Source organism: Nocardioides speluncae (genome assembly GCF_003121585.1).
Lineage (GTDB): Bacteria > Actinomycetota > Actinomycetes > Propionibacteriales > Nocardioidaceae > Nocardioides > Nocardioides speluncae.
This window is the reverse complement of record NZ_QEOO01000016.1, coordinates 216,599-227,894: the sequence shown is the minus strand read 5'-3', so window position 1 is coordinate 227,894 and position 11,296 is coordinate 216,599. Positions and strand designations below refer to the sequence as shown.

The window sequence follows — 11,296 nt, the reverse complement described above, 5'->3', positions numbered from 1 at the left end:
CCTAACGCCGCTCGAGCCGGCCCTAACGGCTGCCTAACGCTCGGCAAGTGAACTGGCGCGGGCGTTGAGGTAGCGCTGCTCCGGAACGCTGGTCGTCAGCCGCGCCGCGGCGGCGTACTCGGCGCGGGCCTCGTCCGGCTGACCGGCCAGCTCCAGCAGGTGGGCGCGGACGGCGGGCAGCCGGTGGTTGCGGGCGAGCGCCGGGTCGGTGCGCAGCGGCTCGACCACGGCGAGCCCGGCTGCCGCACCGTGCGCCATGCCGGTCGCCACGGCCAGGTTGAGGGTCACCATCGGACCGGGCGCGACCCGCGCCAGCATCCGGTAGAGCATGGTGATCTGCAGCCAGTCGGTCTCGGCCGAGGTCGTCGCCTCCGCATGGACGGCGGCGATCGCGGCCTGCAGCTGGAACGGCCCGACCGTGCCGTCGGGGAGCGCCGCCTGCACCAGCGCGACGCCCTCGGCAACGGCGTCGCGGTCCCACCGGCTGCGGTCCTGACGCTCCAGCGGGATCAGGTCACCGCGGGCGTCGGTCCGGGCCGCGGACCGCGCATCGGTGAGCAGCATCAGTGCGAGCAGGCCTGCCACCTCGGGATCGTCCGGAAGCCGGGCCCGCAGCTCCCGGGTTAGCCGGATCGCCTCCCGGGTCAGCGAGACGTCGAGCAGGTGGTCGCCGCCGCTGGACGTGTACCCCTCGTTGAACACCAGGTACAGCACCTGCTGTACGGCGGCCAGCCGCGCGGGCAGCTCGGCGGCCGGCAGCTGGTCGAAGTGCGCTCCGTTCGACCGCAGGGCCGCCTTCGCCCGGCTCACCCGCTGCGCCATCGTGGCGGTAGGCACCAGGAACGCCGCGGCGATCTGCTGGGTGGTCAGGCCGCCCACCGCACGCAGGGTGAGCGCGACCTGCGACGCGCGTGGAAGCGCCGGGTGGCAGCAGAGGAGAAGCAGCTGCAGGCTGTCGTCGGCCGCCTGCGCCTCGGGCGGCGGTCCGTCCTCGCGGGCGGTGTAGGCCTGCTCTCTCGCGGACCGGGCCAGGTCGCTCCGCCAGGCATCCACGAGCCGACGCGATGCCACCCGCACCAACCACGACCGCGGGCTGTCGGGCGGGCCCGTGCGCGGCCACTCGCGGGCGGCCGTCGCGAGCGCCTCCTGAACGGCGTCCTCGGCGCCGTCGAAGTCGCCGTACCTGCGGGTCAGGGCGGCGAGGACGTGCGGCACCTCGCGGCGCCACACGTCCTCGAACCGCTCGCCGCTCACGCCTCGTCGCCGCCCGACCACATCGCCGGACGCAGCTCGACGGTCTCGCCCGGCCCCGAGAAGCGCACGGCGATCTCCTCCGCGCGCTCCTGGCTGGCCACGTCGATCAGGAAGAACCCGGCGAGGTGCTCCTTGCTCTCCGAGTAGGGCCCGTCGGTGGCGACCGGCGGGTCGTCGTGGCTGCTCGCCCGATAGAGCTTCGAGGTCGTCGGGTCGCCCAGCGCCTCGCCGCTCACGAGCTCCCCGGCGGCGTGCAGTTCGCCGAGGAAGGCTTCGAACTCCTTGTCCAGCTGCTCGCGCTCCGCCGGAGACAGCGCTTCGTACTCCGGCAGGAAGTTCGGCGTCGGGTGACCCCAGGGCTGCGGGTTGGAGTGGATCAGGATGACGTACTTCACGAGGGTCTCCTCTGGGTGCGGGTTCGGCCTTCACGGCCTGGTTACTGGCTGTCATCTGGTACGACGGAGCCGCCCGGCGAATCTCGACAACACCTTCGCAGAGCCGGCCCAGTGGTGGGCCCGCCTATGCTCACGGAGTGACCTCTGCCTGGTTCTCCTCGCCCGACACCGCCGCCAAGAGCCTCGGGGAGGCGGGCTATCTCGCCGACGAGGCCACCGCGACGACGGCGTACCTCGCGGGGGCGCTGGAGAAGCCGCTGCTGGTCGAAGGGCCGGCCGGGGTCGGCAAGACCGAGCTGGCGAAGGCAGTGGCCCGGGCGACGGGTGCTGAGCTGGTGCGGCTGCAGTGTTACGAGGGGCTGGACGAGGCCCGGGCGCTCTACGAGTGGAACTACAAGAAGCAGCTGCTCCGGATCCAGGCCGCCGGCGACCAGGCATGGGAGGAGACCCACGACGACATCTTCACCGACGAGTTCCTGCTGACCCGGCCCTTGTTGACCGCGATCCGGCGCTCCGAGCCGACGGTGCTGCTCGTCGACGAGGTGGACAAGACCGACGTCGAGGTCGAAGGGCTGCTACTGGAGGTGCTGTCGGACTTCCAGGTCACGATCCCGGAGCTCGGCACCGTCGCGGCGGTACGGCGTCCGTTCGTCGTGCTCACCTCCAACGCCACCCGCGAGCTGTCCGAGGCCGTCAAGCGGCGCTGCCTCTACCTGCACCTGGACTACCCGGACGCCGAGCGGGAGCGGGAGATCGTGCTCTCCCAGGTGCCGGGCGTCGAGGACACGCTCGCCGCGCAGCTGGTCGAGTTCGTCGGCCGGATGCGAGCGCTCGAGCTCAAGAAGTCGCCGTCGATCGCGGAGTCCGTCGACTGGGCCCGCACCCTGGTCGCGCTGCAGATCGGCTCGCTCGACGAAGCCGCCGTCGCGCGCACCCTCGGCGTCGTACTCAAGCACGCGTCGGACCACGACCGCGCCGTCCGCGAGCTCAAGCTGGCAGCTTCCCGGTCATGAGGTCGTCATGAGCGGGCTGCTCGACCGGCACATCGGCTTCGTGGAGGCACTCCGCGAGGCCGGGCTGGCGGTCTCGCTCGCAGAGGATCTCGACGCACTGACCGCCCTGCAGTCGGTGACCTGGGACTCGCGCGAGGTGGTCCGCACGGCGTACGCCGCCACGCTGGTCAAGCGGCAGGCGCAGCGGCCGACGTTCGACTCGCTCTTCGACCTGTGGTTCCCGAGGCTGGTGGGCGACGGCGCCGCGACCGACGCCGCCGAGGCCGATGAGGACTCTGACGCGGGGACGGTCCGCGACTCGGGGGAGGCGCTGCAGGAGTTCCGCGACGAGCTGCTGGAGGCGCTGATCACCAACGAGGAGGACCGGCTCCGGCAGCTGGCCGGCGAGGCGGTCGGCCGGTTCGGGGCGATGCCGGGACGGGCGGAGGGCGAGTCGTCCTGGTCGTCGTACGCCGCGATGAAGCGGGTCGATCCGGACGGCCTGGTGTTCGCGCTCATGCAGGCGCTGCTTGCTTCTGGCGAGGGTGACGAGGAGTCGGCACGGGCGACCGCGAACGGGCGCGCGGAAGCGTTCACCCGGCTCGCCGAGGGCGACGCCCGCCGCCGGATCGCGGAGCAGAAGGGCCCCGAGCACGTCGCGCGGATCGCGGTCCGGCCGACCATCGACCGGATCGACTTCATCAACGCCCGACGCGGCGAGCTGGCCGACATGCGCCGCGAGATCTACCCGCTCGCCAGGCGGCTGGCGACCCGGCTCACCCAGGAGCACCACGCTCGCCGCCGCGGCCCGCTCGACTTCCGGCGTACCGTCCGGGCCTCGATCTCCACCGGTGGCGTCCCGCTGACCACCCACCACAAGCCGAAGCGGCCGCACCGCACCGAGCTGGTCGTGCTCTGCGACGTCAGCGGGTCGGTCGCCAACTTCGCGCAGTTCACGCTGCTGCTGGTCTTCGCGCTCCGCGAGCAGTTCGCGGGGATGCGCGCGTTCACCTTCGTCGACACCGTGCACGAGGTGACGTCGTACTTCCGGCCCGGCGCCGACCCCGTCGACGTACTCGCGGACCTCGGCGCCAGCGCCTCACAGGCCGCGCTGTGGGGGCGGACCAACTACGGGCGCGCGTTCACGAAGTTCCAGGACGAGTACGCCGCCGCGCTCGGCCCCAAGTCGTCGCTGCTGATCCTCGGTGACGCCCGCTCCAACTACTCCGACCTCGCGCTGCCAGCGCTCCGCGAGATGGCCGACTCCGCGCGGCACGCCTGGTGGCTCAACCCGGAATCATCGCGGCAGTGGGGCACCGGCGACTCCGCCGCCCGCGAGTACGCCGAGCTGGTGCCGATGGTCGAGTGTCGCAACCTCACCCAGCTCGCCGAGTTTGTCCACGACATTCTCTAATTGCGCTCGCTCCGCTCGCGCGTGGCGCGGCGCTCGTGACCCGCAGCTTCCCTCGTCGCTTGCTCGCTGCGCTCGCTTTGCTCCTCAGTCCAGCTGCGGGCGCGCCGCGCCCTCACGGGTGCCGGTCAGCTCAGCCAGCTAGGAAGCCGAGTTCCTGGATACGCGTGATCGCCGCGCGCAGGTCCGGGTGGGTAGCGGTGTCGGCAGCGCGGCCGCCGACGACGTAGATGCTGTCACCGTCTGCCTGGCCGCCGTCGAACACGACGGTCAGCCGGTTGGTGACGCCGGCGTTGATCAGCGAACCGAGCAACGCGACCGGGTCGGAGCGGTCCTCCAGCGAGAGCACGTTGGTCTCGGCCGGGATCACCGGCACCTGGGCGGACGGCGCCCCGGCGGTGATCACCTGGTCGATCACGAACTTGTCCGACGACGCCTCCGCCGCGATCTCCGCAGCGGTGACTCCGCCCTGCGCGGAGCCGACCAGCATTACCCGGGCCCCGCCGTCGCCGTTGACCGCCGCCTCGATGTGGCCGACCACCTCCGAGGCGTACGCCGAGTGGTCACCGCCGACCAGCCGCAGCGGGCCGTCGCTGGCCCGGCGGGCCTCCTGGCCCGCGAGGTAGGCGATGTAGCGGCTTGGTGCCAGCTTCTGCACGGCGACGCCGGCGCCGAGCGACTCGAGCGTCGCCATCAGCTCCTCGATGTTGCGGGGGACGTCTGCCTCCGCGGCCGCCGCGTCTGCCGCCGACTCGGCCTCGCCGCTCTCCTCGAAGGCGCCGGCGATGTCGCGCAGTGCCGACATCGCGTCGTGCGGGAACGGCTCGACCCCGGCCGCGCGCAGCCCGCCACGTGCCGCCGCGGCGCCGTCGGGTCCGCCCATGACGCCGGCGGTGAGCAGCGAGCGCATCTGCAGGCTGTCGAGCAGTCCGCCACCACCGCTGGTGACGTGCTCCATCAGCTCCGGGTTGTTGTCGGCGAGCTCGTTGAGGTACGCCGCGAGCCCCTCGCGGTCCAGCGCGTCGGTCTCGATCAGGCCGGCCGAGACGACCGCGCCACCGAGCTCGACCTCGGGTGCGAGGTAGCCGATCGCCCGTCCGGCGATCGAGCCGAGGGTGCGGTAGGCGGCGTACTGAAGCTCGTCGATCCAGCGATAGGTCAGCACCGTGGCCCGCACGATCAGCGCGTCTGCGTCGAGCTCGATCGAGCGGGAGAGCAGGCCGTGCTTGCCGGACGTCGCGGCGAGGATGTCCTCCTCGGCCGTGGTGAAGGTGGCCCGCGCCAGCTCCGCCGACTCCGCCACGTCCTCGTCGCCGAGGACCTGCGCGCCGAGCTGGGCGCGCACCCGCATCTCCTCGCCGGTCGAGTCGAAGAGGTCGGCGAGCCGCATCATCTGGTCGTACTTGTCGGCCGCCGCCTGCTCCTCGGCGCGCTTTGCCGCGGCCGCCGCCTCGGCGGCATCCTCGGCCGCTGCCTTGGCCTCGGCCTCGTCGGCAGCTTCGTCGGTGGTGTCTTCGGTGGCCGCGTTGGGGTCGTTGGCAGCGTCCGCGACCTCGTCGGGGACGATCTGCTCGGGATGCTGCTCGGTCATCGGGTCACCTCGGCGAGGACGGGCGCCAGGGTGGGCGCGAGATCGGCGGGTTCGACGCTGCGGACCGCGACGCGGCGCTCATCGCCGACGCGGTGGCCGGTGAGCGAGCGCCAGCCGTCGTTGACCAGCACCCAGGAGACGACGCCGACCACGGGAGCACCCGACCGGCTCACGTCTGCCACCAGCGCCCGCAGCCGGCCGTGGGTCTCGTTGCCAAGTGCGGTGACGACGGTGCCGACCGTGCCGGCGTCGAGCGCTTCACCGGCCTCGTCGTACGACTGGCCGCCGTGGCTGGACACCACCACCGGGACCAGGTCGGTGCGGTGACTGCGGACGGCCTCCCCGCTGGCCTCCAGCAGTCCGAACGGCAGATCGACCGAGGTTGGTACGGCGGACTTGGCGAGCTCGACGTCCTCCGGCACCACCGCCACCCGCGCCAGCTCGGTGGGCCAGGCGGGCGCCTCGAACCAGGCGAGCTCGAAGACGATGCCGTCGGAGGTGGCCAGCGTGGCGACCGCCTCGTCGGACTGACGGTGCCAGGCCTTTGCGTGCAGCCCGTTGACGACCACTTCGATGTCGACTGCCACGCGGGGGGTCGCGAGCAGGCCGAGTGCACCGACCACGCCGGCGTCGGGACCGTCGTCGCCGAGCAGTCCGCGCCTGGCCAGCGACTCGGCCGGGTCGTGCAGCGAGCCGACCGCGGCGACGTACGCTTCGTCCTCGCCTCCGGCCGGACTCTGCCCGAGCCGGTCGCTCAGCGCGTCGGACGGGCCGGGCTGGCTGAGCTCGAACGGCAGCGGTGCCCCACCACCGGCACGGTCGGCGAGCAGCTGCAGCTCGGGAAGCGTGAGCGAGATCCGGCGCGGCAGCGCCTCGAGGGTGCCCTCCTGCTGGGGAGCGGGAGCGGTCAGGTCGATGGTGGCCATGTCACAACCCTGGAAGTGAGACGGTGAGCCAGTCCTTGTGTCCGGACGGCGGTGGCGTGAACTGGGTGAGCGTGGTGTCTTCCGGCGTCGGTTCGCGGCGTACGCCGTCGGGGTCGTTGTGGCTGTCGACCTCGGCGACTCGGGTCTTCGCGTCGGCCACCAGCGAGGTTGCCTTGCGCTCGATGTCGGCGATCGCGTCCTTCAGCCGGTCGAGCTCGACGACGTGTCGTTCGAGCGACTCGGCGGCGGTCTCATGAGAACCGGCGCACTCCCGGAGCCGGGTCGCGCGCTCGCGCATCCGGGCTCGCATGGCGTCGGCGGCGCGCCCCTGCCAGTCGATGGCGTCGGCCTGGGCCACCAGACGGTCGGCCATGGCCCGCACGTCGGTGCCCTGCTCGCGCAGGGCAGCCGCGCGCTTACGAATCGCGGCGGTGTCGCCGTACATGAATCACCCCTCGGAGTTCTGGAGCCCCCTTCCCCGATTCAACCGGCCCAAACCAAGGAATTCCGGTGAAACACTGCGGGCTTTGCCCGGCACAGGGTCGCACCTGCCCGCCATTCCCATCGACACCGGGCTCGGCGTGGCGCGATGAGCCGCTAGGTTTCGAGTTGCCGCGGCGGGGGGGCGTCAGTGAGCACGGGTGACCTGGAATGTCGTCGTGACCGCCGCGGAGTCGTGGCCGGTGAGGAACCCGTTGGTTCGCAGATGGTCGAGCGCGCTCGTGATCGACGGGTGACCGGAGGCGTCGACGGCGGCCGCCCCCGCCACGTAGTGGTGCAGGTCGTGGTTGTCGAGAACCTCCGGCTCGTGCTGGTCGAAGCGGACCGTGGTCCGGTTGGGCTGGTCCGGGCTGTCCTCGCCGTCGGTCAGCGGCACGATGTCGCCGGCGTTCTCCAGGGCCAGCAACGAGACATGGCCGGGCAGGCTTGGGACCTGCGCGGTGGGTGCGCCCGCCACGACCACGTCGGTCACGTGGTACCCGCTGTCGGTCGCGGCAAGGTGCGCCGCCTGCATCCCGCCCTGCGAGTGCCCGGCGAGCAGCAGCGGCGCGTCAGGAGGTACGCCGGCCTGCCGCAGCGCCTCGAGTACGCCGCGACCGTGGGTGGTCTGCTCGCCATCTACGAGCCGCCCGTTGGCGAGCATGTCTCGGGTATGTTCGCCGCCGGCCGCGAGTGGATTCATCACGTCGGTGCCCGGCAGATAGACGATGTAACGGCGCTCTTCTCCGCTGCCGAGCTGCTGGATCTGGATGGTGCCGTTGTTCTCCGGGTGGTCCTGGTCGGACAGCTCGTTGAGGCGGTCGAGGTTGGCGAGCAGCTCCTGGAGGTTCCGGGGTGGTGGCGACGACTCGGGGTCGAGGTCCGGCCGTCGGCTGACGACCGGTCGGCCGTCGTCGAGCAGCCCGGCCAGGCTGCCCGCGGCGTCGTTGGCGCTCGGGTGGAACGGCGCCAGCCCCGGCACCGCAAGCGGTGCACCGGCGCCGAGGGCGAGCCCGTCGAGCAGGCCGCCTCCGCCGTTCATCGCGTGTTGCAGCACCTCGGGGTTGGCCGCCAGCCAGTTGCACAGCCGCCGTCGCGCTGGGGCGGACAGGTCGCCGGCTGCGTCGGACAGCTCGCGCCGAAGGTGCGGGGGCAGCGCGCGGTAGAGACCGTAGGCCGTCACCCCAGCGAGCAGGGGCCGGGCCAGCACAGGCAGCAACGCCGGGCTCAGCGCGGCACCGCGGCCGATCAGGAACCCGGCCTGCAGGCCGATCGCGTAGTCGATCGCCTCGAACGACGCCCGCACGATCTGGTCGGTCACGTCGAAAGCCGCGACCGTCGCCCGGACCACAACCGCGTCGGCCTCCCAGCCGGCCGAGTGCGGCAGGATCCCGCGTGGGCCGGTCGTCGCCGCGAGCACCGACAGCTCCGCGTCGGCGAACGTCAGCGGGGACAGCGGTGCGGACTCGATCAGATCGCCGTTGCCGAGGGTCCGAGCGCCGGCACCGGCCCAGGCACGCATTCGGTTGCCGGCACCGTCGAAGTCGTCGGCGAGGTCGCGGACCCGGTCGTAGGTCGCCGCCAGCCCACCGCTGCCGCCGGTGACGCTGGTGATCGGAGGCAGCGTCCGGTCGCTCATCACGCGCTCCTCGCGCGAGCGGCGACCGACGTCAGCGTCGCGGCGACATCCACCGCCAGATGGTCGGCGGTCCGTGCTGCCAGGCGGACCATGGTGAGGTCGTCGCCGGGGTAGGTCGCTAGCGACCGCCAGCCGTCCGGGAACAGCAGCCACTCGATGACACCGGCCGCCGGGCGAGGGGCATAGGAGACGACGACCGCGCGCAGCCGCCCCTGCACGCCGGTATGGAGGTCGGCCACCAGCCGTCGTGGATCCGCGCCGGGGCCGAGGCGCCCGGCGTACCGCCGGACGAGCTCGTCGATCACGTGAGTGCGCCCGGACGCCCTGGCTTCTCCGACTCCGACCAGCAGTTCGAGCGGCAGGTCGACGACGGCCGGCAGGCGCGGCCGGCCGGACGTCCTGACCCGAGCAGCGCGGGCCAGCACTGCCGGCCAGCCGCTGTCGGCGCACCACGTGAGCTCGAAGTCGCCGCCGTCCACCGTCGCCAGCGAGGTCACCCAGCCGCCGCGGCGCCGCTGCCAGGAGCGCGCCCGACGGGTCCCGTCGCGGCCGCGAACGACGACGTCGAGGTCGACACCGTCGGCGGCCGACGCGAAGCGGGTGAGCGCCGCACAAACCTCCGGCGCGGGCTCCGCGGCACAGCTGATGGCGCCCCCGGACCCGGGCAGCCAGTCCAGCTGAACTCGGCACGCGTCGGCGATCCCCAGCAGCGAGGGTCGGTCGAGCACCAGTTGGCGGGGCACCTGATCGAGCGGCCGGGCCGGCGCCAGCTCGACTGTCGTCATCTCAGAGTCCCGGCAGCTCGACGGCGAGCCAGTCGCGGTGGCCGCGTGGTGGCGGCTCGAAGCGGGCCAACAGCCGGTCGGCGGCGTCCCCGGCCTCGCCGGGCATCACCGACGCGGCCGCGCCCACCAGCCCGTCGACGGCGTCACCCAAACGGTCCCGTGCCGCGTCGACCAGGCGGGCCGCTCGGCGCTCGATCGCGGCGATCAGCTCCTTGGTGCGCTCGACCTGCGCGGCATGCCGGTCGAGCGCCTCGGCCGCCTCCTCATGCTCGGCGGCACACACGCGCAGCCCTCGCGATTGCGCCGCCACCCGCTCGCGCAGGGCGCCGGCCGCGCGACCGGTCCACTCGACCTGCTCGGTCCGCGCGACCAGCCTGGTCGCTTCGTCCTTGATCTCGTCGGCCTGGTCGCGCAGCTCTCGCGCGAGCCGCCGGATGACCCTGGTGTCGCCGTACATCGATCCCCCTTCGACGGATTCGCGACCAGCCTCCGCCCGATCGGCCCACCGCCCAACCGGCGGCTACGGATCTGTGGACGGCTCGGCCTGTGGAGGGAAATCGCCTAGAAGTGGGCCGCGAGCCGGGCCAGACCGTCGACGATGGCGCTCGACGGGCCGGCGAAGCTCATCCGCACCCACCGGGATCCGTCTCTGGTGTCGAAGTCGATCCCCGGAGCGATCGCGACACCCGTGTCGGCCAGCAGGCGGTGCGCGAATGCCATCGAGTCGTCGGTGAGGTGGCCGACGTCGGCGTACACGTAGAACGCACCGTCGGCCGGTGCAAGCCGGGTGATCCCGAGGCCGGCCAGGCCCTCGAGCAGCAGCGACCGGTTGGTCGCGTAGCGGCGGACGTGCCCGTCGAGCTCGGCATACGACGCGTCGTCGAAGGCGGCAACCGCCGCCCACTGGGCGAGAGCCGGCGGGCAGATCGTGAAGTTGCCGGTGAGTACGTCGACCGGTCGCCGCAGCAGCTCCGGCACCAGCATCCAGCCGATCCGCCAGCCGGTCATCGAGAAGTACTTCGAGAAGCTGCCGAACACGACCGCCTCGCGGCTGGTCTCCCACGCGGACCGCGCGGTCCCCTCGCCGTACGTGATGCCGTGGTAGATCTCGTCGGAGATCAGCCGGACGCCGCTGCCCTCACACCAGCGAGCGATCGCGGCCAGCTCGTCGGGCAGCAGCATGGTGCCGGTGGGGTTGGCCGGGCTGGCGACCACCACCCCGCGCAGGTCGGGGATCGCGGCCAGCTGCTCGACGGTCGGCTGGAACCGGGTCTCCGGGCCGGTGTCGACCTCGACCACCTCGCAGCCGAGGGCCTGCAGCACGTTGCGGTAGCAGGGGTAGCCGGGCCTGGCCATCGCCACCCGGTCGCCGCTCTCGAACGCCGCCAGGAAGGCGAGCAGGAAGCCGCCGCTGCTGCCCGTGGTGACCACGACGTCGTCGCGGCCGACGTCGAGCCCGTAGCTGCGCCGGTAGTGAGCGGCGATCGCCCCGCGCAGCTCGGGTACGCCGGTCGCGACCGTGTAGCCCAGCGGGTCGGTGCCGTCGAGCAGCCGCAGCGCCTCTCGGCGTACCGGTTCCGGTGCGCCGGAGCTGGGCTGGCCGGCGACCAGGTTCACCACGTCACCGTGGCTGCGCTGCCGTTCCTGCGCCGCGGCGAGCAGGTCCATGACATGGAACGGCGGCACGTTGGCCCGCGCCGCCACGCCAAACCTGGGTGCGCCGGTCCGGCTGGTCATGTATGGAGTCTGGCATCTTGGCGGGATCTCGAGGTACGACGACCGGATCTCGACTCGTGGCGGGATCACGACGATCGTACATTTTC

11 protein-coding genes are annotated in these 11,296 nt (G+C 72.4%); 2 read left to right on the top strand and 9 right to left on the bottom strand.

Annotated features, from left to right (window positions below):
* Nucleotides 1–33: 33 nt before the first annotated feature.
* A complete protein-coding gene (locus DDV73_RS08470; RefSeq protein WP_206050772.1) occupies nt 34–1,254 on the bottom strand; it encodes an RNA polymerase sigma factor in 1,221 nt (406 codons plus the stop codon).
* The gene (locus DDV73_RS08465; protein ID WP_109506810.1) at nt 1,251–1,649 is read right to left on the bottom strand and encodes a YciI family protein; all 399 of its coding nucleotides are present in this window, start codon (nt 1,647–1,649) and stop codon (nt 1,251–1,253) included. Before DDV73_RS08465 ends, DDV73_RS08470 begins: the two co-directional genes overlap by 4 nt.
* A gap of 137 nt (nt 1,650–1,786) precedes the next feature.
* Here DDV73_RS08465 and DDV73_RS08460 point away from each other — a divergent pair, with 137 nt between their 5' ends.
* Nucleotides 1,787–2,662, top strand: coding sequence for an AAA family ATPase (locus DDV73_RS08460; RefSeq protein ID WP_109506809.1), 876 nt, complete (start codon nt 1,787–1,789; stop codon nt 2,660–2,662).
* 7 nt (nt 2,663–2,669) lie between these two features.
* Entirely contained in the window at nt 2,670–4,055 is a 1,386-nt protein-coding gene (locus tag DDV73_RS08455) for a vWA domain-containing protein (RefSeq protein ID WP_109506808.1), read from the top strand.
* A 130-nt stretch (nt 4,056–4,185) separates the two neighbouring features.
* On the opposite strand, the gene DDV73_RS08450 is transcribed toward DDV73_RS08455, so the two are convergent.
* The 7 genes from DDV73_RS08450 to DDV73_RS08420 all read right to left on the bottom strand — a co-directional run bounded on the left by DDV73_RS08450 (nt 4,186) and on the right by DDV73_RS08420 (nt 11,210).
* Nucleotides 4,186–5,643: a hypothetical protein gene (locus tag DDV73_RS08450; RefSeq protein WP_109506807.1), complete on the bottom strand. Its 1,458-nt coding sequence runs from the start codon at nt 5,641–5,643 to the stop codon at nt 4,186–4,188.
* Nucleotides 5,640–6,569, bottom strand: coding sequence for a hypothetical protein (locus DDV73_RS08445; RefSeq protein ID WP_109506806.1), 930 nt, complete (start codon nt 6,567–6,569; stop codon nt 5,640–5,642). The genes DDV73_RS08450 and DDV73_RS08445 overlap by 4 nt, the downstream gene beginning before the upstream one ends.
* Nucleotide 6,570: 1 nt before the next feature.
* Nucleotides 6,571–7,014 (bottom strand): putative T7SS-secreted protein, encoded by a 444-nt coding sequence (locus DDV73_RS08440; RefSeq protein WP_109506805.1) that lies wholly within the window; start codon nt 7,012–7,014, stop codon nt 6,571–6,573.
* Between the two features lie 183 nt (nt 7,015–7,197).
* Nucleotides 7,198–8,688, bottom strand: a complete 1,491-nt coding sequence (locus DDV73_RS08435) for a hypothetical protein (RefSeq protein WP_109506804.1) — start codon at nt 8,686–8,688, stop codon at nt 7,198–7,200.
* Nucleotides 8,688–9,473: a hypothetical protein gene (locus DDV73_RS08430; RefSeq protein ID WP_109506803.1), complete on the bottom strand. Its 786-nt coding sequence runs from the start codon at nt 9,471–9,473 to the stop codon at nt 8,688–8,690. The genes DDV73_RS08435 and DDV73_RS08430 overlap by 1 nt, the downstream gene beginning before the upstream one ends.
* 1 nt (nt 9,474) lies before the next feature.
* Nucleotides 9,475–9,930 (bottom strand): putative T7SS-secreted protein, encoded by a 456-nt coding sequence (locus DDV73_RS08425; RefSeq protein ID WP_109506802.1) that lies wholly within the window; start codon nt 9,928–9,930, stop codon nt 9,475–9,477.
* Between the two features lie 104 nt (nt 9,931–10,034).
* Nucleotides 10,035–11,210 (bottom strand): aminotransferase class I/II-fold pyridoxal phosphate-dependent enzyme, encoded by a 1,176-nt coding sequence (locus tag DDV73_RS08420; protein WP_109506801.1) that lies wholly within the window; start codon nt 11,208–11,210, stop codon nt 10,035–10,037.
* Nucleotides 11,211–11,296 lie beyond the last annotated feature (86 nt).